This is a genomic window from Allobosea sp. LjRoot90, assembly GCF_964254315.1.
GTDB lineage: Bacteria > Pseudomonadota > Alphaproteobacteria > Rhizobiales > Beijerinckiaceae > Allobosea.
The window spans coordinates 219,744-243,786 of the sequence record NZ_CAXUTF020000002.1; the positions used below are offsets into that span (position 1 = coordinate 219,744).

21 protein-coding genes are annotated in these 24,043 nt (G+C 66.7%); 13 read left to right on the forward strand and 8 right to left on the reverse strand.

The annotated features are described in order from the left end of the window. Nucleotides 1-2: 2 nt before the first annotated feature. The 6 genes from ACSQ3M_RS07835 to ACSQ3M_RS07860 all read left to right on the forward strand — a co-directional run bounded on the left by ACSQ3M_RS07835 (nt 3) and on the right by ACSQ3M_RS07860 (nt 7,579). Nucleotides 3-377, forward strand: a complete 375-nt coding sequence (locus tag ACSQ3M_RS07835; protein WP_436149507.1) for a DUF983 domain-containing protein — start codon at nt 3-5, stop codon at nt 375-377. Further along, on the forward strand, nt 374-1,138 hold the full coding sequence (locus ACSQ3M_RS07840; RefSeq protein WP_436149508.1) for an SURF1 family protein: 765 nt from the start codon (nt 374-376) through the stop codon (nt 1,136-1,138). The genes ACSQ3M_RS07835 and ACSQ3M_RS07840 overlap by 4 nt, the downstream gene beginning before the upstream one ends. Nucleotides 1,139-1,207: 69 nt before the next feature. Next, nucleotides 1,208-2,623 carry a threonine synthase gene (gene thrC / locus ACSQ3M_RS07845; RefSeq protein WP_436149509.1) on the forward strand — a complete coding sequence of 472 codons (1,416 nt, stop codon included), beginning with the start codon at nt 1,208-1,210 and terminating at the stop codon, nt 2,621-2,623. After that, nucleotides 2,620-3,972 (forward strand): M16 family metallopeptidase, encoded by a 1,353-nt coding sequence (locus tag ACSQ3M_RS07850; RefSeq protein WP_436149510.1) that lies wholly within the window; start codon nt 2,620-2,622, stop codon nt 3,970-3,972. The genes thrC and ACSQ3M_RS07850 overlap by 4 nt, the downstream gene beginning before the upstream one ends. Before the next feature lie 5 nt (nt 3,973-3,977). Further along, nucleotides 3,978-4,589 (forward strand): GNAT family N-acetyltransferase, encoded by a 612-nt coding sequence (locus ACSQ3M_RS07855; protein ID WP_436149511.1) that lies wholly within the window; start codon nt 3,978-3,980, stop codon nt 4,587-4,589. Nucleotides 4,590-4,726: 137 nt separating this feature from the next. Next, nucleotides 4,727-7,579, forward strand: coding sequence for an EAL domain-containing protein (locus ACSQ3M_RS07860; RefSeq protein ID WP_436149512.1), 2,853 nt, complete (start codon nt 4,727-4,729; stop codon nt 7,577-7,579). Nucleotides 7,580-7,699: 120 nt separating this feature from the next. Here ACSQ3M_RS07860 and ACSQ3M_RS07865 read toward each other — a convergent pair whose 3' ends face one another. Continuing rightward, complete coding sequence (locus tag ACSQ3M_RS07865; RefSeq protein WP_436149513.1) at nt 7,700-8,311, reverse strand: YqgE/AlgH family protein; 612 nt, start codon at nt 8,309-8,311, stop codon at nt 7,700-7,702. Nucleotides 8,312-8,526: 215 nt separating this feature from the next. On the opposite strand from ACSQ3M_RS07865, the gene ACSQ3M_RS07870 reads away from it, so the two are divergent. Next, a complete protein-coding gene (locus ACSQ3M_RS07870; protein ID WP_436149514.1) occupies nt 8,527-9,366 on the forward strand; it encodes a protein-disulfide reductase DsbD domain-containing protein in 840 nt (279 codons plus the stop codon). A gap of 43 nt (nt 9,367-9,409) precedes the next feature. After that, nucleotides 9,410-9,895 (forward strand): peroxiredoxin, encoded by a 486-nt coding sequence (locus ACSQ3M_RS07875; protein ID WP_129158677.1) that lies wholly within the window; start codon nt 9,410-9,412, stop codon nt 9,893-9,895. Between the two features lie 130 nt (nt 9,896-10,025). Here ACSQ3M_RS07875 and ACSQ3M_RS07880 read toward each other — a convergent pair whose 3' ends face one another. Further along, entirely contained in the window at nt 10,026-10,421 is a 396-nt protein-coding gene (locus ACSQ3M_RS07880; RefSeq protein ID WP_436149515.1) for a GFA family protein, read from the reverse strand. A gap of 706 nt (nt 10,422-11,127) precedes the next feature. On the opposite strand from ACSQ3M_RS07880, the gene ACSQ3M_RS07885 reads away from it, so the two are divergent. Together ACSQ3M_RS07885 and ACSQ3M_RS07890 are read left to right on the forward strand one after the other, a co-directional pair. Further along, nucleotides 11,128-11,577 (forward strand): N-acetyltransferase family protein, encoded by a 450-nt coding sequence (locus tag ACSQ3M_RS07885; RefSeq protein WP_436149516.1) that lies wholly within the window; start codon nt 11,128-11,130, stop codon nt 11,575-11,577. A gap of 187 nt (nt 11,578-11,764) precedes the next feature. After that, nucleotides 11,765-12,787 carry an LLM class flavin-dependent oxidoreductase gene (locus ACSQ3M_RS07890; RefSeq protein ID WP_436149517.1) on the forward strand — a complete coding sequence of 341 codons (1,023 nt, stop codon included), beginning with the start codon at nt 11,765-11,767 and terminating at the stop codon, nt 12,785-12,787. Nucleotides 12,788-13,087: 300 nt separating this feature from the next. Here the strand turns inward: ACSQ3M_RS07890 and ACSQ3M_RS07895 are convergent, their stop codons facing one another. The 5 genes from ACSQ3M_RS07895 to ispH all read right to left on the reverse strand — a co-directional run bounded on the left by ACSQ3M_RS07895 (nt 13,088) and on the right by ispH (nt 17,668). Next, on the reverse strand, nt 13,088-13,957 hold the full coding sequence (locus ACSQ3M_RS07895) for a flagellar motor protein MotB (RefSeq protein WP_436149518.1): 870 nt from the start codon (nt 13,955-13,957) through the stop codon (nt 13,088-13,090). A gap of 28 nt (nt 13,958-13,985) precedes the next feature. After that, nucleotides 13,986-14,843, reverse strand: coding sequence for a flagellar motor stator protein MotA (gene motA, locus ACSQ3M_RS07900; protein WP_436149519.1), 858 nt, complete (start codon nt 14,841-14,843; stop codon nt 13,986-13,988). Between the two features lie 357 nt (nt 14,844-15,200). Beyond that, a complete protein-coding gene (gene rnhA, locus ACSQ3M_RS07905) occupies nt 15,201-15,647 on the reverse strand; it encodes a ribonuclease HI (RefSeq protein WP_436149520.1) in 447 nt (148 codons plus the stop codon). A gap of 76 nt (nt 15,648-15,723) precedes the next feature. Then, nucleotides 15,724-16,689, reverse strand: a complete 966-nt coding sequence (locus ACSQ3M_RS07910; protein ID WP_436149521.1) for a homoserine kinase — start codon at nt 16,687-16,689, stop codon at nt 15,724-15,726. A 7-nt stretch (nt 16,690-16,696) separates the two neighbouring features. Further along, nucleotides 16,697-17,668 carry a 4-hydroxy-3-methylbut-2-enyl diphosphate reductase gene (gene ispH / locus ACSQ3M_RS07915; RefSeq protein ID WP_436149522.1) on the reverse strand — a complete coding sequence of 324 codons (972 nt, stop codon included), beginning with the start codon at nt 17,666-17,668 and terminating at the stop codon, nt 16,697-16,699. Nucleotides 17,669-17,859: 191 nt separating this feature from the next. Here ispH and ACSQ3M_RS07920 point away from each other — a divergent pair, with 191 nt between their 5' ends. From ACSQ3M_RS07920 to ACSQ3M_RS07930, 3 genes are all read left to right on the forward strand, one after another. Then, nucleotides 17,860-19,725: a monovalent cation:proton antiporter-2 (CPA2) family protein gene (locus tag ACSQ3M_RS07920; protein WP_436149523.1), complete on the forward strand. Its 1,866-nt coding sequence runs from the start codon at nt 17,860-17,862 to the stop codon at nt 19,723-19,725. Then, nucleotides 19,722-21,095, forward strand: a complete 1,374-nt coding sequence (locus ACSQ3M_RS07925) for an MATE family efflux transporter (protein ID WP_436149524.1) — start codon at nt 19,722-19,724, stop codon at nt 21,093-21,095. The genes ACSQ3M_RS07920 and ACSQ3M_RS07925 overlap by 4 nt, the downstream gene beginning before the upstream one ends. 63 nt (nt 21,096-21,158) lie before the next feature. Beyond that, nucleotides 21,159-22,067: a DUF937 domain-containing protein gene (locus ACSQ3M_RS07930; RefSeq protein ID WP_436149525.1), complete on the forward strand. Its 909-nt coding sequence runs from the start codon at nt 21,159-21,161 to the stop codon at nt 22,065-22,067. A 60-nt stretch (nt 22,068-22,127) separates the two neighbouring features. Here the strand turns inward: ACSQ3M_RS07930 and ACSQ3M_RS07935 are convergent, their stop codons facing one another. Continuing rightward, entirely contained in the window at nt 22,128-24,014 is a 1,887-nt protein-coding gene (locus tag ACSQ3M_RS07935; protein ID WP_436149526.1) for a methyl-accepting chemotaxis protein, read from the reverse strand. Nucleotides 24,015-24,043: the final 29 nt, after the last annotated feature.

The window sequence follows — 24,043 nt, forward strand, 5'->3', positions numbered from 1 at the left end:
CGATGGTACAGCCGCAGATCACCCCGCCTTCACCCTTCTCGACAGGCCTCACCGGCCGCTGCCCGCGCTGCGGCGAAGGCAAGCTGTTCGACGGCTATCTCAAGCTGAAACCGCGCTGCGCCGCCTGCGGCCTCGATTTCGCCTTTGCCGACTCAGCCGACGGGCCGGCCGTGTTCATCATGCTGATCGCCGGCTTCTTCGTGCTCGGCCTCGCGCTCTATGTCGAGATCACCTACACCCCGCCGATCTGGCTGCACCTTCTGCTCTGGCTGCCGCTGGCGCTCGTCACCTGCCTCGGATTGCTGCGGCCGATGAAAGGGCTCGCAGTCGCCCTGCAATACGCCAACAAGGCCGAAGAAGGCAGGTTGAAGAAGTGAGCGAACAGATTGCTCCCGCGGGCCAGCCGAAGCTGCTGCTGCCGACCATGCTGACGATCGTCGGTGTCGGCGTCCTCCTTTGGCTCGGCGCCTGGCAGTGGCAGCGCATGGACGAGAAGCGCGCCTTCATCACGCGGCTGGAGACGCAAGCCGCAGGCTCCACCGCCGCGCTGCCGCCAGCGAGTGACTGGCCGCGGCTCGACCTCGCAGCGGTCGATCTCACAAGGGCTGTCGCCAAGGGCAGCTATCTCGACGGAATCGCCGGCGTGCGCACCACGATCGCTGCTGGCCCGCCGGGCTCGCGCCAGCTTTCCGGCTTCGGCCGCTGGGTCTTCCAGGGCTTCCGGCTGGAAGACGGCGCGACGATTCTCGTCAACCGCGGCTTCGTGCCGGAAAGCCGCTTTGCGACGGTCACCCCGGCAACCGGCGCTGCGACCATCACCGGCTATCTGCGCGCGCCGGAAACCCGCAACAGCTTCACGCCGGCCGATCTGCCGCAGCAGCGCGAGTTCTACACACGCGATCCCGCCGGTATCGCCGCAGCGCTCGGCCTGTCCGCAGCCGCCCCGTTCTATCTCGAAGCGGAACGCCAGGGCGACGGGCTGACGCCGCCGGCCGGCGTCGACGTCAAGGAACTGATCGCCCGCATCCCGGACAACCATCTGCAATATGCGCTGACCTGGTGGGGGCTGGCACTGACGCTGATCGGGGTGTTCGGGGCCTATGCCTGGCAGGCGCGGAAGCCGACGCAGAGCGGCTAATCAGCCTTTGCTTTTGCCCTCCCCCGCCAACGGGCCTATAGGATCAGCACGACATCAGAGACCATCATCGTGCTGCATATTTCGACCCGTGGCGAAGCGCCGTCGCTCTCCTTCGCTGACGCGCTGCTCGCCGGACTCGCCCGTGACGGCGGCCTCTATCTGCCGCAGACTTTGCCGCGCTTCAGTGCGCCCGAAATCGCGGGCTTCGCCGGCAAACCCTATGCTGAAGTCGCGGAGCGCGTCGTCGGTGCGCTTGCCGATGGCGACGTCGCGGCCGATGCGCTCAAGACGATGATCGGCGAGGCCTATGCCAGCTTCCGTCATCCGGCCGTCTGCCCGCTCGTCCAGCTCGGCGATAACCTGTTTTCGCTCGAGCTCTTCCATGGCCCGACACTCGCCTTCAAGGACGTGGCGATGCAGCTGCTCGGGCGGCTGATGGACCATGTGCTGGCGCAGCGCGGCGAGCGCGCCACCATCGTCGGCGCGACCTCGGGCGACACCGGCAGCGCCGCGATCGACGCCTTCAAGGGTTTGGAACGGGTCGACGTCTTCATCCTCTATCCGGAAGGCCGCGTCTCCGACGTGCAGCGCCGACAGATGACTACGGTCGAAGCCGGCAACGTCCACGCCATCGCGATCGAAGGCACCTTCGACGATTGCCAGAATCTGGTGAAGGCGCTGTTCAACCATCACGCCTTCCGCGACGAGATCCGGCTCTCCGGCGTCAACTCGATCAACTGGGCGCGGATCGCGGCGCAGGTCGTCTACTATTTCACAGCGGCGAGCGCACTCGGCTCGCCTCACCGCCCGGTCTCTTTTTCGGTGCCGAGCGGCAATTTCGGCGACATCCTCGCCGGCTGGATCGCCAAGCAGATGGGCTTGCCGGTCGGCCGGCTGATGATCGCCACCAACAGCAACGACATCCTGGCGCGCACGCTCCAGACCGGCGTCTACGAGATGCGCGGCGTCGCGGCGACGACCTCGCCCTCGATGGACATCCAGATTTCCTCGAATTTCGAGCGACTGCTGTTCGAGGCGCATGGCCGCGACGGCGCTGCCGTGCGCCGGCTGATGCAATCGCTGGCGCAATCGGGCCGCTTCGAGATCGCGCCCGAGCCGCTCGCCCGCATCCGCGCCGATTTCGACGCGGTCTCGCAGGACGAGGCCTCGATCGCCAACGAGATCGGCACGACCTGGCGCGAGGCCGGCTATCTGCTCGACCCGCACAGCGCCATCGGCGTCGCCGCCGCGCGCAAGCTGCTGCAGGCCGACCCGGCGACGCCGGTGGTCGCGCTCGGCACCGCCCACCCCGCCAAGTTCCCGGCGGCAGTGGCGGCGGCGAGCGGCGTCATGCCCGCTCTTCCTGAGCATCTGTCCGACCTGATGGAGCGCAAGGAGCGGTTCAGCGTGCTGCCGAACGACCAAAGCAAGCTCGAGCGCTTCGTCGCCGAGCGCGCCCGCGCCGTGCGGAGCGCCGCAGCATGAAGGTGATCAAGACGTTGAAGGCGAAGACCGACAAGCCGAAGACTGTGAAACAGGGCGAGGCAGCCGGCCATGACCCGGCCGTCAGCCTGACGACGCTGCCGTCCGGCCTGCGCATCGTCTCAGAGCGCATGGCCCATGCCTCGACCGTCTCGCTCGGCATCTGGATCGGCGCCGGCGCGCGCGATGAGCTGCCGCATGAACACGGCCTCGCCCATCTGCTCGAGCATATGGCGTTCAAGGGCACGGCCCGGCGCTCGGCTCTCCAGATCGCCGAGGAGATCGAGAGCGTCGGCGGCGACCTCAATGCCGCAACGTCAGTCGAATACACCTGCTACACCGCCCGCGTGCTCGGCCAGGACCTGCCGCTGGCGGTCGACATCCTCGCCGACATCCTGACCGCGCCCGCCCTCAGCGAGGAGGAGCTGGCGCGTGAGAAGGGCGTGATCCTGCAGGAGATCGGCGCCGTCCAGGATACGCCGGACGATCTCGTCTATGACCGCTTCCTGCAGGCCGCCTTCCCGGAGCAGCCGCTCGGCCGGCCGATCCTCGGCACGGCGGAAACTGTGCAGAGCTTCACGCCCGACGCGATCCGCGCCTATCTCGGCCGGCACTACCATGCCGGCAACATGGTGCTGGCGGCGGCCGGCGCCGTCGACCATGACGAACTCGTCGCGCTGGCTGAAGCCTCGCTAGCCGCCCTGCCGCCGAAGCCTGCCGCGGCACCCAGCCCGCGCGCGCAGGCCAGCTATCACGGCGGCGAAGCTCGCATCGACGGCGACGAGGAACAGGTCCATATCGTCCTCGGCTTCCCCGGCAAGCCGTTCACCAACGGCGCGCATTATCCGCTGCAGATCTTCTCGGCCGTGCTCGGCGGGGGGCTGTCCTCGCGCCTGTTCCAGGAGGTGCGCGAGCGCCGTGGCCTGGCCTATGCGATCGACGCCTTCCACTGGCCCTTCTCCGATTGCGGCGTCTTCGGCATCAGCGCCGGCACCGCGCCGGAGGATGTCGGCGAGCTGGTCGAAGTCGCGCTCGACTGCCTGAGCCAAGCGGCCCGCGACGTCAGCGAGGTCGAGGTCGCCCGGGCCCGGGCCCAGATGAAGGTCGGGCTTCTCGCTTCGCTCGAAAGCCCCGGCGGCAAGCTCGAACAGATGGCGCGGCAGGTGCTCGTCTTCGGCCGGGCGATCCCACGCGAGGAATTGGCGCGCCGGCTCGATGCGGTCAGCCTCGCCGATGTGCGTGCCGCCGGTCAGGCCCTGCTCGACGGCGTGGTCACCGTCGCGGCCGTCGGCCCTCTCGACAATCTTGCCCCAGTGGCCACTTTGCGGGCCATGCTGGCGCGGGCTGCCTGACGACGATGGCGCTCTTCCGCTTCGCCACCGACCCACCGGCGCGGCCGCTGATCAGGACGCAGAACCTGATCATGCGCGCCCCGCTCGCCGGCGATTATTCGGCCTGGGCGAGCCTGCGGATGCAGAGCCGCGACTTCCTGACCCCGTGGGAGCCGGTCTGGAGCGAGGACGACCTGACCCGCACCTCCTTTCGCCTGCGCGTCAAGCGTGCCGCCCGCGAGATCGCGTCCGACGAAGCCTATTCGCTGTTCATTCTCGATTCTCATTCGGAAACCCTGCTGGGCGGGCTGACGATCGGCCTGGTCCGGCGCGGCGTCGCGCAGGCCTGCACGCTCGGCTACTGGATGGGCCAGCGCCATGCCGGCAAGGGCCATATGACCGAGGCAGTGCGCGGCGCGCTCGACTTCGCCTTTTCCGAGCTGGCTTTGCACCGGGTCGAAGCGGCCTGCCTGCCGAACAACGAGCCGTCGCGCCGGCTTCTGGAGCGTGTCGGCTTCACACGCGAAGGCGAGGCCCGCGGCTATCTCAGGATCAACGGGGTCTGGGCCGACCACCTGCTCTATGGCCTGCTCTCCTCGGAGCCGCGCCTCCCGTCCGCAACTGGCCGCAAGTTGTGAACAGGCCGGCATTGCCTTGCCCTCGCCACGCCGCGCCGATACCACTGACCGTCACGCCTGAAGAGTTCCCCGCAGAGTCCACCTTGTCATCGCCATATCGCTTTTTCCGGTCCGGCATCGCCGTTTGCGGCCTTCTCATGCTGGTGCTGCTGGCGCTGCTGCGCCCGGCGCTGGCGGTCGAGGCCCAGCGCGTGCCGCTCGACGTACCGGTGCTCGACCTGACCGATGTCGTCGAGCGCAACAAATCCGACGGCGACGTCATCCAGATCTCGACTGCGCCTGGCGCCGACGGCATCGTCCGGCGCATCGCCGTCAGGGCGCGCGAATCCGGGGCGCGGCCGGACTGGATCGTCTTCGCGCTGACCAATGATTCCGACGAGCAGATCGACCGCCTGCTGGTCGCCCCGTTCCACCGCCTGATCGGTTCGGGCGTCGTCTGGCCCGATCTGGGCGACCGCCGGATCGAAGCGATCACCGCGAGCCAGGGCCTCAGACCCGAGCGCGAAGAGGCACCCGACGCCGACATCTTCCAGATCACGCTCGATCCCGGCACCACCGTCACCTTCGTGGCGGAGCTGAAATCGCCGAACCTGCCGCAGCTCTATCTGTTCGAGCCGGAAGCCTATCGCCAGAAAACCAACGGGCTGACGCTCTACAAGGGCATCATCATCGGCATCGCCGGACTGCTCGCGCTGTTCCTGACCATCATCTTCGTGGTCAAGGGCGCGGTGATCTTCCCGGCCGCGGCAGCGTTGGCCTGGGCGGTGCTGGCCTATGCGGGGCTCGATTTCGGCTTCTTCCAGCGCATCTTCCCACTGACCCCCGCGATCGAGCGAATCTATCGCGCCGGCGCCGAGGTGGTTCTGGCCGCGACGCTGCTCGTCTTCCTCTTCGCCTATCTCAACCTGTCGCGCTGGCATGTGCGCTACAGCCACATCACCATCGTCTGGATTCTCGGCCTCGCCGGATTGGTCGGGCTTGCGGTCTTTGACGCGCCGATGGCGTCGGGCATCGCCCGCATCTCGATCGCGGCCGTCGCCGCCATCGGCTTCGTGCTGATCCTGCACCTCGCCACCCATGGCTATGAGCGGGCGGTGATGTTGATCCCGACCTGGTTCCTGCTGCTGGTCTGGGTCACGGCGGCCGGCTTCACTGTGGTCGGCCACGTCACCCGCGATCTCGTGCCGCCGGCGCTGATCGGCGGCCTGATCCTGATCGTGCTGCTGATCGGCTTCACCGTGGTGCAGCACGCCTTCGCCGGCGGCACGCTGGGTCAGGGGCTGGTCTCCGACACCGAGCGGCAGGCTCTTGCGCTCGCAGGCTCCGGCGATCTCGTCTTCGACTGGGACGTCTCCGCCGACAAGATCTTCGTCTCACCGCAGACCGAGATATTGCTCGGCCTGTCCAAGGGTGCGCTCGAGGGCTCGGCCGCACGCTGGCTCGAACACATGCACGTCGCCGATCGCGACCGCTACCGGGTCTCGCTCGATGCGGTGATCGAGCAGCGCCGCGGCAAGCTGAATCTCGATTTCCGCCTGCGCGCCGCGAGCGGCGCCTATCACTGGTTCAGCCTGAAGGCCCGGCCGGTCGTCGGCTCGGATGGCGAGGTCATCCGCGTTATCGGCACGCTCTCGGATGTGACCGAGCAGCGCACGGCGCAGGAGCGCATGCTGCACGACGCCGTGCACGACAACCTGACCGGTCTGCCCAACCGCGAACTGTTCCAGGACCGGCTTACCGCGGTCTTCGGCTTCAGCCGCGCCGACGACGCCATCCGCCCGACCGTGATCGTGATCGACATCGACCGCTTCAAGCAGGTCAATGAATCAGTCGGCTTCTCGGCCGGCGATTCGATCCTGCTGACGCTGGCGCGCCGCCTCGGCCGCCTGCTCAGGACGCAGGACACGCTGGCACGGATCGGCGGCGACATCTTCGCGATGATCCTGGTCTCGGAGAACGATCCGGAGCGCGTACTGGCGCTCGCCGAACTGATCCGCCGCGCCGTCTCGACGCCAATCACCTTCGCCGAGCGCGAGATCGTGCTGACTCCGTCGATCGGGCTCGCGCTCTTCGACGGAACGCCGACGGCCCGCAAGGACGACGCGCTCAAGAACGCCGAGCTCGCCATGGCGCATGCCAAGAACCAGGGCGGCAACCTGGTCGAGGTCTTCGTCCCGGCGATGCGCAGCGATCGCAACGACCGCCTCGCGCTCGAAAGCGACCTGCGCCGGGCGATCGAGCGTGGCGAGATCCAGGTGATGTACCAGCCGATTGTCAGGCTGGAGGACCGGACCATCGCCGGCTTCGAGGCGTTGATGCGGTGGGACCATCCGCGCGAAGGTCGGCTGCTGCCGCAGGACTTCCTCGCGATCGCCGAGGAGAGCGGGCTGATCGTCGATCTCGGCGTCTATGTGATGGACCGCACCGCGCGCGAACTCGCCGCCTGGCAGGCCGCGCTCGAAGTCGACCCGCCGATCTTCGCCAGCGTCAACGTCTCCAGCCGCCAGCTGCTGCGCCACGACCTGCTGCGGGACGTCAAAGCCGTGCTGGCGCGCCGGCGCGTGCTGCCCGGCACGCTCAAGCTCGAGATCACCGAGAGCCTGGTGATGGAGAACCCGGAATATGCCGCGCAGATGCTCTCGCGCATCCGCGATCTCGGCGCAGGGCTCTCGCTCGACGATTTCGGCACCGGCTATTCCTCGCTGTCCTATCTGCAGCGCTTCCCGTTCGACACCATCAAGATCGACCAGAGCTTCGTGCGCCAGATGGGCAACGGTAAGCCGCCGGTGATCCTGCGCTCGATCGTCCAGCTCGCCGGCGACCTGCAGATGGACGTCGTCGCCGAAGGCGCCGAAACCGAATCGGATGCGATCGAGCTCTACCAGCTCGGCTGCCAGTACGCGCAGGGCTACACTTTCGGTCAGCCGATGACGGCGGCGGAAGCGCGGCGGCTGGTGGGCGCGTCGAGCTCGACGTTCGAGGCGGCGTAAGCGGGAAGTGTCATTCTCGGGCGAAGCGAAGCGCAGACCCGAGAATCTCGTGACGCGAAGGCTCAGGTTGGAGCCTCATTCGGCCTGAGATGCTCGGGTCAAGCCCGAGCATGACGCTCTTCAGGCGTGCCCGGCGTCCTTCGACAGGAAGGCCGGATCGATGCCGAGCTTGCCGAGCGCCCGCGTGTATTTGGTATCAAGCGCATCATCGAAGAGCAGCTCGGGATCGGCCGGGCAATGCAGCCAGCCATTGGACTGGATTTCGGATTCGAGCTGGCCCGCCCCCCAGCCGGCATAGCCGAGCGCCAGCACCGCACTCTCCGGCCCGGTGCCGACGGCGATGGCACGCAGGATGTCGAGCGTCGCGGTCAGGCAGATGCCGTCATCGATCGGCAGCGTTGCCGATTCCAGGAAGAAGTCGGCGCTGTGCAGGACGAAGCCGCGCTTGGTCTCGACCGGCCCGCCGCGCAGGACCTTCACCCTCTCGGCCTGGCTCGGCAGGCGAATCGCCTGATCGGGCGGGATCACGTCGAGCTGGACGAGCAACTCCGGGAAGCGCGTATCGGCAGCGGGCTTGTTGACGATGATGCCCATCGCGCCATCCTCGGAATGGGCGCAGAGATAGACGACGCTGCGGGCGAAGCGCTGATCGCTCATGCCCGGCATGGCGATCAGGCATTGCCCGTCGAGATAGCTGCGTCCGCTGACGCGCTGGTTCGAGCCGAGATTCATGTCGCCATGCTAAAGCATGTTGGGCTGATGTGGGAACCACTTTGGCTCGGTAGTGATCCCGGCCTTCCGGCGTAGCGCGAACGTGCCCGAACCGCCCGCTCTATGCTCGCCGCAATGCTGGCGCAAAACTGGCGATGCTTGAACATGTCCCGATACGGGATCACAGCATCGGTATCGTCCTCGCAAAGTTGGACTGGATCGCCTAAATCAAACGCGTGAAAACGGTCACAGCCCTCACTCTCCTCGCCGCGCTGGCGCTCGGCACGCCGGCTTCCGCCCAGGAAGCCGCGGTTTCGCCATGGTCGAAGGCCGCATATTCCTCGGTGCGCCTGATCGCCGGCGCGACCGCTCCGTCGGGCAAGCAGCGCATCGGCGTCGAGATCACGATGTCGCCTGGCTTCAAGACCTATTGGCGCAGCCCCGGCGACGCCGGCGTACCACCGGTCTTCGACTGGAGCGGATCGGAGAATGTCGGCGGGCTCGATGTCCGCTGGCCGACACCCGAGCGCTTCGAGGACGGTGCCGGCTCCGGCATCGGCTATGTCGGCCAGGTGGTGGTGCCGGTCTCGGTCCAGCCGATCGACCCGGCGCGTCCGGTCACCGTGGTACTGAAGCTCGACTATGCGGTCTGCGACAAGATCTGCGTGCCCGCCAAGGGCGAGGCGCGCCTGTGGCTCGAGCCGGGCGTCACCTCGGTGGCCTCGCCACGGCTCGAGCAGTTCGAAGCGCAGATCCCGCACCCGATCAAGGTCGGCGAGGCCAGCGACCGCCTTTCTATCCTGGAGGTCACGCATAGCGACGCCGCCGTGAAGCTGCTGCTGAAGGCGCCCGAGGGCGGTTCGGTGGAAGACGTCTTCGTCGAGGGCGCCGGGATGTGGTCCTTCGGCCGGCCGATGCTGATGCCGCAGCCCGATGGCACGGTCGCCGCAAAGCTCAAGATCGTCGAGCGCCCCAAGGGAGCAACCGGCCCGACACCCCTCATCATCACCGTGCGCGGAAAACCGCAGGCAGTGGAGACGCGGCTCGAACTCGACATCGGCAACGCGAAGCCGTAACCCTGCCGCCGGGCGGTAACCAGCCGCAGCAGGAGACATGGCGATGGCGATCAAGGTCGGTGACAAGCTTCCGCAGGCGACGTTTCGCGTGATGACGGCCGATGGGCCGGCCGCCAAGACCACGGACGACCTGTTCAAGGGCCGCAAGATCGTGCTCTTCGCCGTGCCGGGCGCCTTCACGCCGACCTGCCACAAGAACCATCTGCCCGGCTTTGTGAACAAGGCGGCCGAGATCAAGGCCAAGGGCGTCGAGGAAATCTTCGTCACCGGCGTCAACGACGTCTTCGTGATGGATGCCTGGTCGAAGGCGACCGGCGGCGTCGGCGTCATCACCTTCCTCTCCGACGGCAATGCCGATTTCGCCAAGGAGATCGGCCTGTCTATGGATGGCTCGGGCTTCGGCCTGGGCACCCGCTCGCAGCGCTATTCGATGGTCGTCGAGGACGGCGTCGTCACCACGCTCAATGTCGAGGAGGCGCCGGGCAAGGCCGACCTCTCCGGCGCCGAGGCGCTGCTGAACCAGCTCTAAGCTGCAACGTCAGACAGTTTTTTGAGCCCGCGCCTCCGGCGCGGGCTTTTCTATTGGGCCGTTGCGAGTCAAGCCGCCCAACGCGCGAATGTCGCAGTTGGGCCGATAACGGACGTTCGCTCTCAACACCTCAGTCGCGCGGTGGAACGGTATCGTATTGCGGCAGGCCGTCTGCGATCTCGTAGTAGTCCCCCTTGTCAGCGACGTAGATATGCAAATTTGCAGTGGTCTCTGTCGGTCCGTCGAAAGCACCCATTGCCACGGCGATCCAACCCCGATCCGACCGATCCCAGAATAGAGACGATCCGCATGTCGAGCAGAAGCCGCGTCGGATGTTCTCCGACGATTGAAACCACGTCAGCTTCTCCTCGCCGACAATCTTCAAGGCAGTCCTAGGCACATCAGTGGACGCGAAGTGGTGGCCCGAGTGCTTGCGGCACATACGACAATGGCAGAAGTTAGGATTTGGCAGACTGTCAGCCACTGTTAAGCTGACCGCACCACAAAGGCATGAGCCGCTGTGCATCCTCGATTCACTCCCGCAGGCGTCTAGTCGGGAAGCATGGCATCGGGGTTGCGACGTTCGCAAGAGCGTCCGCTATGGGCCGCAAACGGAAGTCGATAGTGCAGCGCCGTTGCCTATACTATCTTCCGTGTTTCCGCTGCGGTTCGGGCGCGCCATGAGAGATATTTTCGACGGAATGAGCAGGACTTGGCTCCTTGTCCTGGCCGTCCTGTCAGTGGTCGGCACATGCTTGGCAGCAGCTAGCTTGGCGGCGCTTCTATATGTCGGTCGTTACTTTGTGCATGATCCCAAACTCGCGGTTGATGGCGCAAATGACATCCCGGCTCTGATCTATATCGCGGCCGCGGCTTTCCTTGTTCTAACAGTTGGCGCGGGCGTATTCGCCCGTGGCTGCTACCTTTCGATACGCCAAATCGCGGCCCGAAGACCATGAGCCTCCGCGTCCGCAACGGGTCGTGAGCTGACAGCCCCGCCAGGTCTCTGGCTTCTCTCCGAAGTCGGCGCTTTGGCCACTTCATGGTTGGGTCCGACGAGTGGTGGATCACGCTTTTCGCGGGGTGACCTTGCGGCCCCCAATCCGCCCTCGATCTCACCGCTCTTTTTAGTATCCCGCACCGAATCCGATCGATCCGATCTGCGCTTGTCATGAGACAGCGCCGAAGGCCGCCGCTAGCCTCCCGATCAAATTCGAGGAGACGCCAAGCCCATGTCAGAGATCAGCATCCGTCCGCTCGTGGCGAGCGACCGCGCCGCCTGGGAGCCGCTCTGGCTGGGCTACATCACCTTCTACAAATCGTCGCTGACGCCGGAGACGACGGACACCACCTTCACGCGATTGACGAATGGCCAGGAGCCGATGGGCGGCTTCATCGCCGAGCGCGACGGCAAGGCGCTTGGCATCGTCAACTACGTGCTCCACCGCACGACCTGGAGCCAGAACGAGATCTGCTACCTGCAGGACCTGTTTACCAGCGAGGAGGCGCGCGGCCACGGTGTCGGGCGCAAGCTGATCGAGGCTGTCCGGCAGATGGCCGAGGCGAAGGGCCTCTTCCGCGTCTATTGGCAGACGCATGAGAGCAACCTGCAGGCGCAGGAACTCTACGACAAGGTCGCCCAGAAATCGGGCTTCATCGTCTACCGCCAGCCACTGGGCTGAGCCGGCGGGCCACAACGCTGCTATCGCCGAGCTTGCATCGCGACATTGGCATCCGTGCATGAACGCCCGGGCGAGGCTGTAAATGCCGCCTATATGAGGGAGACTTACGCCCGACGGCACCGGCCGCCCGGGCGTTTTCTTGTCGCGGAACAGCTCCGCGCTCGCGGTCGTTCACAGGCGCAGCATCATGAAGAAGATCGGTTTCTTGTCCTTCGGGCACTGGTCGCCCTCGCCGCAGTCGCAGACGCGCTCGGCGGGCGATACGCTGCTGCAGTCGATCGAGCTTGCCGTTGCAGCCGAGGAACTGGGTGCCGACGGCGCCTATTTCAGGGTGCACCACTTCGCCCGCCAGCTTGCATCCCCTTTCCCGCTTCTGGCCGCGGTCGGCGCCAGGACCAGCCGCATCGAGATCGGCACCGCCGTGATCGACATGCGCTATGAGAACCCGCTCTATATGGCAGAAGACGCGGGCTCGGCCGATCTTATCGCCCGCGGGCGCCTGCAACTCGGCATCAGCCGCGGCTCGCCCGAGCAGGTCATCGATGGCTGGCGTCATTTCGGCTACCAGCCGGCCGAGGGACAGAGCGATGCCGACATGGCGCGCCGCCACACCGAGGTCTTCCTCGACGTGCTGCGCGGCGAGGGCTTCGCGCGCCCCAATCCGCGCCCGATGTTTCCCAACCCGCCCGGCCTGCTGCGGCTGGAGCCACATTCGGAAGGCCTGCGCGAACGCATCTGGTGGGGCGCCTCCTCCGACGCGACAGCCATCTGGGCCGCGCAGCACGGCATGAACCTGCAGAGCTCGACGCTGAAGACGGACGAGAGCGGCGAGCCTTTCCACATCCAGCAGGCCAAGCAGATCCGCCTCTACAGGCAGGCCTGGAAGGAGGCCGGCCACAGGCGCGAGCCGCGCGTCTCGGTCAGCCGCAGCATCTTCGCTTTGGTCGACGACCGCGACCGCGCCTATTTCGGCCAGGGCAACCAGGGCGACGATTCGATCGGCTATATCGACGACACCACGCGCGCGATCTTCGGGCGCAGCTATGCGGCCGAACCCGACAAGCTCATCGACGAGCTGGGCAAGGACGAGGCGATCGCCGAAGCGGATACGCTGCTGCTGACGGTGCCGAACCAGCTGGGCGTCGACTACAACGCCCATGTCATCGAGGCGATCCTGAAGTATGTCGCGCCGGGGCTCGGCTGGCGCTGAGGGGCGCGTAGCTATGGCACCGGAGAGAACGGGTACCGGTCTGATCGTCCTGCTTCCGACCCATCTGAGACGTCAGACGATCGATGTCTAGCGACCGGAGTTAGCCCAATTGTGGGCATTTGCAGTGTCCGGATTCGGGGGCCTGGCTGGCTAACAGCCTGACGTGATGGATGGCGTTTCGCGATCGACTGGCGCTGATGCCGGGACGCACATGCTCCGCGTTGCAATGATCAGCCTCTCACGTTTTGTCAGCCTTGAGCTCAATCTCAAACGGACCGTGAGGCGGCCGAGGCGATGGGTTCAGCGAAAGAGGTTCGGGGGCAATGGCGGCTCTTCACTGAGCAGAGTGATCCTCACCCGCCGGTTTGGCGCGATGTAGGGATTGTCGGGGAAGACCGGCTCGGTGTCAGCGCGCCCCACCACGGAAGCGAAGCGGTCGTTGGGGAGCCCTGCACTCGACAGAATCTCGCGCACGGCGAGCGCGCGCCCGGTGGTAAGGCTCCAGGGATCGACGCCCGCCACCGAGCCCGGGCGCGCGGCGGCCGTGTGGCCGGTGACAGCCAAGCGGTTGGGCAGGCGGCGCAGAGTGGGCGCGAGCGTCTCCAGCACGCGACGGGTGCTCGGGTAGGGTTGGACAGAGCCCTCGGGGAACATGGAGCGGCCGGACTCGTCCATGAGGGCAACATCCAACCCCTCCCTGGTCGGCTCGATCACAATGTTGCGCGACAGATCGGCAATTTCGGGCATGCTCTGGAGCGCCTGCCGGAGGCTGGCTATCGCGCTGTGGCTGGCCTGCTGGCCGGCAGCCGAGCGGTTGACCTCTCGGTCGCCGGTGCCGCCAGAGTTGGTCCGGCGCGCTCTGTCCTCCGGCTTGGTCCCCGTCGCCACCTCGCGTGGCGGCGCCGGCTTGCTGCCCGATTTGTCGAGGGCGGTACCCCACAGCATGCCGCCAGCGCCACTGGTGCTGGGGCTCACAGCCCCAGGCGCGAAATACTCCGCCAGGCCTTCCTTCTGCTCCGGCGTCGTCATGCTGATCAGCCACATCAGCAGAAAGAACGCCATCATGGCGGTCACGAAGTCCGCATAGGCGATCTTCCAGGCGCCGCCATGGTGCGCATGCGCGGCCTTCCTGACCTTCTTGACGATAATCTGCTGGGCGGGCTTGGTCATCGAGTCCCTGCTGGAGATTGGGCCGGATCTAGGCGGCCAGCTTGGCGGTTGCCGCTTCCACTTCGCTGAAGGTCGGGCGGACTTCGCTCATCAGAGCCTTGCGGGCAAATTCGACCGCCATCACCGGCGGCTGACCGCTGATATGGGCGAGGAGACCCGCCTTGAGCGACAGGAAGTATTTGGCTTCCGCCTCGAAGGTGCTCTTGAGCGACGCCGCCATGGGCGCGAAGAAGCCGTAGGCGACGAAGACGCCGAAGAAGGTGCCGACGAGCGCGCCGCCGATCAGATGTCCCAGCACCTCTGGCGGCTCTTTGATCGCCCCCATCGTCTTGATCACGCCGAGCACGGCGGCGACGATGCCGAGCGCCGGTGTTCCGTCGGCGATCGACTGCATGGCCGAAACGAGACGCTCCTGCTCCTGGTGGTGCGTCTCCAGTTCCTCGTCCATGAGAGAATCGATCTCGTGGGCGTTGTCGGCGCCCATCGTCAACATGCGCATGTAGTCGCAGACGAACTCGACCGCGTGATGGTTCGCCGCAAACGTCGGGAAGGCGTTGAACAGCGTCGACTCACTTGGATTTTCGATGTGCTCCTCGACCGCGAGCATGCCCTTCTGCTTCACGAGCTTGTACAATGAATACTGCATCCCCAGCAGTTCGACATAGCACTCCTGCGTGTACTTGGGGCCCTTCAAGATCGTGCCGAGCATGGAAGGCACGGCCTTGAGTACCGGCGCGGTGTTGCCGATGATGAAGGCACCGACCGCTGCACCGAGGATGATAACGAACTCGAACGGCTGCCAAAGGACGAAGAGGTGACCACCCATGGCCGCGTAGCCGCCGAATACGCAGGCGAAGACGATGATTGCGCCGACGATCAGCCGCATGGTTTGCTACCCTCGCACCGCAGCAGCTACAGCCCGCCCGAAGCCACTACTGGCCCGACCAATTGACCAGTCATGGTTAAGGGAGAGTTAGGGACATGGCAGGCTTGGGGCGGCAAATTGGCCCAGGGGAGGAAACCGGAGTGCAATGACTAGCCCGCGGCTTGCTCAGTGAGCAGCGACTCTTGCGAATGCCCGCTGAGGGCCGATAGCGGTTAGTAAGCAACGGTCGCCTGGTTATGTCTGCTTTCCGGCAGTAGTCGAACGTCGGCTGCTGGCGCGATCGCGACACCCAAGAGGCGCTCTACGAATTTCAGCAACCCACCCACAGCTGCCGTTGAGATAGCAGTCCGCGACCGCTCACCGCCCCGGCTTGAACGGCGCCATGCCGGCTCGCGCCAGCGCGTCGGCGCGCTCGTTCATCTCGTCACCGGCATGGCCCTTGACCCATTTCCAATCGATCTTGTGCTGCTTCAGCGCCGCGTCGAGGCGCTTCCAGAGCTCCTCGTTCTTGACCGGCTTGCGATCGGCAGTCTTCCAGCCGTTCTTCTTCCAGCCATGGATCCAGCTGGTGATGCCCTGGCGCAGATACTGGCTGTCGGTGTGGAGCGCGACCGTGCAAGGCCGGGTCAGCGTCTCCAGCGCCGCGATCGCGCCCATCAGCTCCATGCGGTTGTTGGTGGTCTGCGCCTCGCCGCCGGAAAGCTCGCGCTCCTTGCCCTTGTAGCTGAGGATCGCACCCCAGCCGCCGGGGCCCGGATTGCCCGAGCAGGCGCCGTCCGTCCAAACCTCGACCGGGTCGCTCATGGCAGTCTCCGGCCGCTTTTAGTTGCGCGAATGGGGCAAGCCCCAAGCGCGCCCGTCCAAACTTCAACTGGATCAGTCATCGACGCAGCCCATATTCGCGCGCGTCCGAGACCCGCTGGTGGAAGGCGAGCTTGCGGTCGTATTCGAGCGGATCGAGCGGCTTGACGAACGCGCCCGGCGGCACATTCAGCCAGTCGACCAGCCGCGTCAGCAGGAAGCGCAGGGCCGAGCCGCGGCAGAGCGCCGGCAGCGCCGCGACCTCCGCATCCTCGAGCCGGCGCACGCTTTCATAGCCGGCGAGCATCGCCTGGCCCTTGGTCAGGTTGAACGAGGCATCGGCCTCGAAGCACCAGGAGTTCAGGCAGATGGCGAGGTCGTAGGCGAAGGCGTCGGTGCAGGCGAAATAGAAGTCGATCAGCCCCGAGAGCCTGTCCTTGATGAAGAAGACATTGTTCGGGAAGAGATCTGCATGGATCACGCCGCGCGGCAGATCCTGCGGCCATGATCGTTCATGGATGTCGACCTCGGTCATGATGCGCTTGGCGAGGCCAGGCGAGACGGTGTCGGCGGCGGCGCCGGCACGCTCGGCCAGCGGCCGCCAATCGGGGACCGAGAGGGAGTTGGCCCGTTCCATCGGGAAATCGGCGCCGGCCTGATGCAGCAGCGCCAGACCGCGGCCGAGTTCGGCGCAATGCGTCGCGTTCGGGCGCCGCACCGAGAGCCCGTCCAGGAAGGTCACGATCGCGGCCGGGCGACCGGCGAGGCGACCAACCGCTGAGCCGTTCAGCGCCTTGACGGGCTGCGGGCAGATCAGTCCGCGCGCCGCCAGATGCTCCATGAGGCCGATGAAGAAGGGCAGATCGGCGATGTCGACCCGCTCCTCGTACAGCGTCAGGATGTAAAAGGCCTTGCTGGTATGGAGCAGGAAATTGGAGTTGGAGACGCCCTCGGCGATGCCCTTCACCGCGAGCAGATCGCCAATGCCATAGCTCGCCACGAAGGCAGCCATCTCGTCATCGGGTACTTCAGTATAGACGGCCACGCGATCTTTACTCGGCTGCGGTCGGGGTCGGCTCGCGCAGCTCGCGCGGCAGCGGGAAGAAGACGCTCTCATCGGCGGTCGAGACCGTCTCGACCGTGACCTCGTAGCGCTCGGCGAAGGCGTCGATGATCTCCTCGACCAGCACCTCGGGCGCGCTGGCGCCGGCGGTGATGCCGAGGCGGCGGATGTCACCGAAAAGCGACCAATCGATCTCGTCGGTGCGCAGGACGAGACGCGATATCGGGCAGCCGGCCCGCTCGGCGACCTCGCGCAGGCGCTGCGAGTTCGAGGAATTGGGCGAGCCGACCACAATCAACCCGTCGACCAGCGGCGCTACACGCTTCACCGCCTCCTGGCGATTGGTGGTGGCGTAGCAGATGTCTTCCTTGTGCGGAGCGATCAGCGCCGGGAAACGCGCCTGCAGTGCCTGCACGATCTCGCGGGTGTCGTCGACCGAGAGCGTCGTCTGCGTGACATAGGCCAGCTCCCTGCCCTCGGGCGGCGCGAGCGTCGCGACATCGTCGAGCGTCTCGATCAGCGTGATCGCGCCCTCCGGCAACTGCCCCATCGTGCCGATCACCTCGGGATGGCCGGCATGGCCGACCAGCAGGATGTGCCGGCCGCGCTTGCGGTGGACCTCGGCCTCGCGATGCACCTTGGTGACCAGCGGGCAGGTCGCGTCGATGGCGAACAACTGGCGCGCCTGCGCCTCGGCCGGCACGGATTTCGGCACGCCATGGGCTGAGAAGATCACCGGCCGCGTCGCATCCGGCACCTCGGAAAGCTCGGCGACGAAGACCGCGCCCTTCCGCTTCAGCGATTCGACCACGTATTTGTTGTGCACGATCTCGTGGCGGACGAAGACGGGGGCGCCATGCAGAGCCAGCGCCTTCTCGACGGCGTCGATCGCCCTGACCACGCCGGCACAGAAGCCGCGCGGAGCGCAGAGCAGAATGTCGAGCGGCGGCTTGGCGGTCACAGGAGCGCGGGTTCCAAGGAGATCGCGCCTTCTTTCGGTCTGGCGGCTTCGATGTCAAGAAAGCGCGGTGCCGCAGCGCATCGCCGCTCATGCAACGCCGCCTCTCGCAGGATGCCACGGCAGGCCCTACATTGCGCACAACCGGCCATTGCCTTTACGCGGCCAGCCTTCGCTTCAGCACGAGTTCCTTCATGGCCGATGCCGTTTCGCATGCCAGCTATCTGCCGCCGATCCTGACCTTCTGTGCGGGGGCGGTGGTGGCTGTGCCGCTATTCCGCCGCTTCGGGCTGTCGGCAGTGCTGGGCTATCTTGCCGCCGGCATCGTGATCGGGCCGTCGGCCCTGGCGGTGATCAAGGATCCGGAGACCGTCCGCGGCACCGCTGAGATCGGCGTTGTGCTGCTGCTCTTCCTGGTCGGGCTCGAATTGCAGCCGGCGCGGCTCTATTCGATGCGCAAGGACATCCTGGGCGCCGGCCTGACCCAGATGGCGCTGAGCGCGCTGGCGATCGGTGCGGCCGCCTGGCAGTTCGGCGTCGCGATGGGCGGCGCGATCGCGATCGGACTCGCGCTCGCCTTGTCGGCGACCTCGATCGCCCTGCAATTGCTGGAGGAACGCGGCGACGGGGCCGAGCCCTATGGCCGGCGAACCTTCTCGATCCTGCTGTTCCAGGACATCTCGATCGCTCCGGCGCTGGCGCTTCTGCCGCTGCTGGCGACGACCGGCGCTGCCCATGGCGGTGGCTCGACCAAGGCGCTTACAGGGCTTGGCCTCGCCCTGCTCGCCATCGCCGTGGTGGTGCTGGCCGGCCGCTATGCGTTGAACCCGTTCTTCCGCCTGCTCGCCAAGTCCGGTGCCAAGGAGGTGATGACCGCCGCCGCGCTCCTCGTCGTGCTCGGCGCCGCCCTGCTGATGGAGCAGGTCGGGCTCTCCATGGCGATGGGCGCCTTCCTCGCCGGCGTGCTGCTGGCGGATTCGCATTTCCGGCACGAGCTCGAAGCCGATATCGAGCCCTTCCGCGGCGTGCTGCTCGGCCTGTTCTTCATGGCGGTCGGCATGTCGATCGACCTGAAGCTCGTCGCCGAGAACGCGCTGCTGCTGGCGCTGGCGGCGCCGCTCTTGGTGCTGTTCAAGATCGCGGCAGCGGCGGCGATCCTGCGCGCCTCCTGCTCTTCGACGAGCGAGGCGATCCGCGCCGGCGCCCTGCTCTCTCCCGCCGGCGAGTTCGCCTTTGTGCTGCTGCCGCTCGCCGCCTCACTCGGCCTGCTTGACGAGAAACAGGGCGCGCTGGCGATGGCGATCGCCGCGCTCAGCATGCTGATCGGCCCGATCGCCGCCAAGCTGATCGACCTCTGGCTCGCCGCCAACGCACCGCCACCCGAGGAGATCGAGGAGACCTTCGACGGCGTGACGCCCTCGGTGCTGGTCATCGGTTTCGGCCGCTTCGGCCAGGTGGTGACGCAGGCGCTGCTGCTGCAGCACCTCGATGTCACCATCATCGATTCCGACATTGAGCGAATCCGCTCGGCCGCCAAGTTCGGCTTCAAGATCTATTATGGCGATGGCACCAGGCTCGACGTGCTGCGCGCCGCCGGCGCCGGCAAGGCGAAGGTGGTGTGCATCTGCATCGACGACCGGCAGGCGGCACTGCGCATCGTCGAGATGGCCAAGGTCGAATTCCCCTCAGTGCGCATCCATGCCCGCGCCTATGACCGTGTCCATGCGATGGATCTGATGCGCCTCGATGTCGACTACCAGATGCGCGAGACCTTCGAATCGGCCCTCGGCTTCGGCCGGGTGACGCTGGAAGCGCTCGGCCTGAGCTATGAGGAAGCCAGCTTCGTGATCGAGCATGTGCGCGACCGCGACGCGCAGCGCATGGAGATCCAGTTCAGCGAGGGCGTCGCCGCCGGCCTCGAGAAGGTGCCGCGCGTCACGCCCGAGCCCATCATCGCGCCCAAGGGCAAGTCGAAGGCGCTCACCAAGGAGACGCAGGACGTGATCGAGGATGGCGGCGCCGAGATTGCGGTCGGCGGGGTCGGGGAACCGGCCGAGTGAACGCGCCCACGCTACCCTCGCAGGCGGTCTTCGTCAGCGGCTCGACGCTGCGCCATGTCGCGGTGATGACGTCGACCGCCTCGGTCGGGCTGATCGCGATCTTCGTCGTCGACTTCCTGTCGCTGCTCTATGTCTCGCGCCTCGGCCGACCGGAGGCGACGGCGGGCGTCGGCTACGCGACGATCGTGCTCTACCTGATGATCTCCTTCAATGTTGGCCTGATGATCGCAGTGACCGCGCTGACGGCGCGCGCGCTCGGGGCCGGCGACCGCGAGGGCGCGCGGCGGATGGCCGGCTCGACACTCACGGTACAAGCGATCGCCGGGCTGGCGCTGAGCTTCGTCATGCTGCCGCTGCTGCCCTGGCTGCTGCCCAAACTCGGCGCGCATGGCGAGTCGCTCGCCGTCGCGACCTCGTTCCTGTGGATCACCCTGCCCTCGAATGCGCTGATGGCGCTCGGCATGGGTCTGTCCGGTGTCCTGCGCGCCGTCGGCGACGCCAAGCGGGCGATGTACGTCACCCTGGCCGGCGGCATCGTCACGGCGGCGCTCGATCCGCTCCTGATCTTCGGCCTCGGGCTCGGCCCGGACGGCGCCGCCTGGGCGACCGTGCTCTCGCGCGTCGTCTTCCTCGCCGTCGGCTTCCACGGCGCGCTTCGCGTCCACCGGATGATCGCCCGCCCGACCCTGGCGGCGCTGCGCCGCGACGCGAGGCCGACCTTCGCGATCGCCGCCCCGGCGATTATGACCAATCTCGCTAATCCGATCGCCAATGCCTGCTTCTTCGGCATCATCGCCCGCTTCGGTGATCAGGTCATCGCGGCGAGCGCGATCATCGACCGGCTGGTCCCGGTCGCCTTCGGCGTGCTGTTTGCGCTGTCCGGCGCGGTCGGGCCGATCCTGGCGCAGAACTGGGGTGCGCAGCGCTATGACCGCATGCGCCGCGCGCTGACCGACTCCGTCGTCTTCGCCGGCGCCTATGTTGCTGTCGCCGGATTGCTGCTGGCGCTGCTGCGTCACCAGATCAGCGCGCTGTTCGGCACCAGTGGCGAGACCGCCGAGCTGGTCGCCTTCTTCGGCCTGATCGCCGGGCCGATGTGGCTCTTCGTCGGCGCGCTCTTCGTCGCCAACTCGGCCTTCAACAATCTCGGCATGCCGTTCTACTCGACCCTGTTCAGCTGGGGGCGCGCGACGCTCGGCACCGTCCCGCTCGCCTGGCTGGGCGCGCAATATGCCGGCCCCAAGGGCGCGCTCGCGGGCGCTGCGCTGGGCGCGGTCCTGTTCGGCATCGCAGCGCTGGTCACCGCCTATCGCGGCATCGCCCGGCTCGAACGCTCGGCTCAGATGGCGGCGAGACCGTCGCTTGCCTGACGGCGACCGGCTGCTATCGTCGATTCCGTGAGTTGGCGGGCTCGTCCCGCGAGGGAGCGCGCCATGATGAACCTCTTCGAGATGATGCAATCGGCCCAGAACGGCCAGGCCATGCAGAACCTGGCCCGGCAATACGGGCTCTCGATGCAGCAGACCCAATCCGCGCTCGACGCTCTGCTCCCGGCCTTCTCGATGGGGCTGCAGCGCCAGACCCAGAACCCCTACGCCTTCGGCAATCTCGCCCAGATGATGACGGCGACGCCCTTCGGCCAGATGTACGACAGCGACGGCGATGGCATTCCCGACCGGGCGATGCCGATGGGCCAGGACGTGATGAGCCAGCTCTTCGGCTCGAAGGAAGTCGCCAACGCCGTCGCCGCCCAGGCAGCAGCGACCAGCGGTGTCGGCCAGGCGGTCCTGAAGCAGATGCTGCCGGTGATCGCCTCGATCCTGATGGGCGGGCTGTTCAAATCGGTGAACAACCAGGGCCTCGGCGGCATTCTCGGCCAGTTCGCCGAGATGATGCGCGGCCAGATGCCCGGGCAGCAGCCCCAGGCCCCGCAGGCGAACCCCGCCAATCCGCTGGAAGCGATCCTCGGCGGGCTCTTCGGTGGACAGAAGCCGCCAGCCGGTCAGGCACAGAGCGGTGGCCCCTTCGGCGGCGGCACCATGCCCGGCATGCCTGCCGACATGGGCAATATCTTCGGCCAGATCCTCGGCGGCATGTTCGGCGGTGCGCAGGGGCAGGCCCCGGAGAGCGGCCCCAGCCCAGCGCCACAGTCGCGCCGGCCGGCGCCTGCGCCCGAGCCGGACGAGCCGCCGCCGTCCTCCGGAGAGACCGGGCCGGGCTCGATCGGGCTCGATGCGCTGAACCAGATGTTCGAGCACGGCCGCCAGGTCCAGGCGGGCCAGCAGGACGCGCTGCGCTCGATCTTCGAGACGATGCTCGGCGGCGGCCAGCGCAAGGCCTGAGCCATGACAAGCGGCCGCCCGGAGGCGGCCGTCGATCAATTCCAGTGATGCCGCTTATGCTCAGGCCCGGCGGCGTTTATCCCATTCATAGGCCTCGTCCGCGACCGGCGTGCCGGTCAGTATCGCGGCATCGTCACCCGTGCGGAAGCTCGCGACCAGCTCGTTGAGACGGCGGATCTGGCCGCTGAGCGAACCTGCGGAGGCCGCGCTTTCTTCGGCCAACGCTGCGTTCTGCTGGGTCATCTCGTCCATATGGGCGACGGTCTGGCTCATCTCGTCGATGCCGTTGGCCTGCTCGGCGGATGCCGCTGAGATGTCGGAGACCGTCGCCGAGACCTTTTTCGAGGCTTCGACGATCTGGTTCAGCGCCTCGCCGGCGGCACGCACCAGCCCGACACCCTGCTCGACCTCGACGCCCGATTGCGCGATCAGGGCAGTGATATCCTTGGCGGCTTCGGCCGAACGCTGAGCCAGCGTGCGAACCTCGCTGGCGACCACGGCGAAGCCCTTGCCGGCGTCGCCGGCGCGGGCCGCCTCGACCGCTGCATTCAGAGCGAGCAAATTGGTCTGGAAGGCGATCTCGTCGATCACCGAGGTGATGTCGGAAATCTTCTTCGAGGCCTGCTCGATCCGCGCCATGGCGTCGACCGCCTGGCTGGCGACGGCGCCGCCATTGACTGCGACACCAGTCGCCTCATTAGCGAGCTGAACCGCCTGCCGCGAAGCCTGCGCCGAGGCCTTGACCGAGGCCGCGAGCTGCTCGGTGGTGGCGGCCGTCTGCTCGAGCGAAGAGGCCTGCTCCTCGGTGCGTTTCGAGAGGTCGTCAGCGCCGGAATTGATCTCGCGCGCGGCGGCCCCGACATCGGCCGAGGTCGCCTGGATAGTCGCGATCGTCTGCGCCAAATGGCTGACGGCGCTGTTGAAATCCTGCTTGAGTGAGACGTAGTCGGCAGCAACCTCGTCCTCGACGCGGACGCTGAGATCGCCTTGGGAGAGCCGGGTCAGACCTTCGGCCAAAGCCCTGACCACGACCGCCTGCTCCGCCGCGAGGCGCTGCTGCATCGCTGCTGCACTGGCGCGCTCGGCATCGGTCGCTAGGCGCTGCCGCTCGGCTTCGGTGCGGCCAGCTTCCGTCTCGCTCTCGAGGCGCTGAACGGCGAGGCCGTTCTCCCTGAACACCTGCACGGCGCGGGCCATCTCGCCGACCTCGTCGCGGCGGCCCTGGCCCTCGATCTCACTGGCATAGTCGCCATTGGCGATTTGTCCCATGCTCTGCTTCAGCCGATTGAGCGGCCGGGTGATCGCGACGCCGGTCAGCAACACACCGCCGAGCAGGCCGAGCAACGTGCCAGCGAGGCTGAGACCGATCGCGATCATGGTGATGCGGTGCGCATCCGTTGCAAGCACCTCCGAGGTCGCCTCGGTATCCTTCTTGATATCGTCGTTGATCTTGGCGGCAGCGCCGGCGATATCGCTGATCGTCTTGTCGAGCTGCGACATGATCGAGAGCGCCGGCAGGTCTTCGTCGCGGGCGGCCTGCGCGACGATCTGGTCGATGTCGGACTTGGTCGCCTGCAGACGGCGGCTGAGTTCGTCGAAGCCCTCGGCCCGCTGCGGGAAGCTGATCTTCGCCTCGACCAGCGCCTGCAGCGAAGCCGCATAGGCGGTCTTCACCTCCTCGATGCTGGTCGTATTCTGCTTCATGAACTCGGGATAGGCGATCGCCTGGTAGAGGTTGCCGACGATCTCGCCCATGGCGCTGGCGGCGCGGGCCGAGTCGAGGATGGCAGCCGCACGCTGCGAGATCAGATCGGAATAGGTCTTCTCGATCCGGCGGAATTCAAGTGCGCCATAGGCGGCCGAACCGATGCCGATCGCTCCCATGACCAGCATCGGGATGGCGATCTTGATCCGGATCCGCAGATCCTGAAAGCGAAGGCGACGCATGGAAAACCCCGGGGCGAGGGATCGGGGCG

Excerpts from the sequence above, each read along its gene's own strand:
- ACSQ3M_RS07860 (WP_436149512.1), top strand. The coding sequence starts at position 4,727 with ATGCTGGTGCTGCTGGCGCTGCTGCGCCCGGCGCTGGCGGTCGAGGCC.
- motA (WP_436149519.1), bottom strand. The coding sequence starts at position 14,843 with ATGCGGCTGATCGTCGGCGCAATCATCGTCTTCGCCTGCGTATTCGGC.
- ACSQ3M_RS07865 (WP_436149513.1), bottom strand. The coding sequence starts at position 8,311 with ATGAATCTCGGCTCGAACCAGCGCGTCAGCGGACGCAGCTATCTCGAC.
- ACSQ3M_RS07875 (WP_129158677.1), top strand. The coding sequence starts at position 9,410 with ATGGCGATCAAGGTCGGTGACAAGCTTCCGCAGGCGACGTTTCGCGTG.
- ACSQ3M_RS07890 (WP_436149517.1), top strand. The coding sequence starts at position 11,765 with ATGAAGAAGATCGGTTTCTTGTCCTTCGGGCACTGGTCGCCCTCGCCG.
- ACSQ3M_RS07880 (WP_436149515.1), bottom strand. The coding sequence starts at position 10,421 with ATGCACAGCGGCTCATGCCTTTGTGGTGCGGTCAGCTTAACAGTGGCT.
- ACSQ3M_RS07850 (WP_436149510.1), top strand. The coding sequence starts at position 2,620 with ATGAAGGTGATCAAGACGTTGAAGGCGAAGACCGACAAGCCGAAGACT.
- ACSQ3M_RS07935 (WP_436149526.1), bottom strand. The coding sequence starts at position 24,014 with ATGCGTCGCCTTCGCTTTCAGGATCTGCGGATCCGGATCAAGATCGCC.
- ACSQ3M_RS07895 (WP_436149518.1), bottom strand. The coding sequence starts at position 13,957 with ATGACCAAGCCCGCCCAGCAGATTATCGTCAAGAAGGTCAGGAAGGCC.
- ACSQ3M_RS07885 (WP_436149516.1), top strand. The coding sequence starts at position 11,128 with ATGTCAGAGATCAGCATCCGTCCGCTCGTGGCGAGCGACCGCGCCGCC.
- ACSQ3M_RS07920 (WP_436149523.1), top strand. The coding sequence starts at position 17,860 with ATGGCCGATGCCGTTTCGCATGCCAGCTATCTGCCGCCGATCCTGACC.
- ACSQ3M_RS07855 (WP_436149511.1), top strand. The coding sequence starts at position 3,978 with ATGGCGCTCTTCCGCTTCGCCACCGACCCACCGGCGCGGCCGCTGATC.
- ACSQ3M_RS07930 (WP_436149525.1), top strand. The coding sequence starts at position 21,159 with ATGATGAACCTCTTCGAGATGATGCAATCGGCCCAGAACGGCCAGGCC.
- rnhA (WP_436149520.1), bottom strand. The coding sequence starts at position 15,647 with ATGAGCGACCCGGTCGAGGTTTGGACGGACGGCGCCTGCTCGGGCAAT.
- ACSQ3M_RS07835 (WP_436149507.1), top strand. The coding sequence starts at position 3 with ATGGTACAGCCGCAGATCACCCCGCCTTCACCCTTCTCGACAGGCCTC.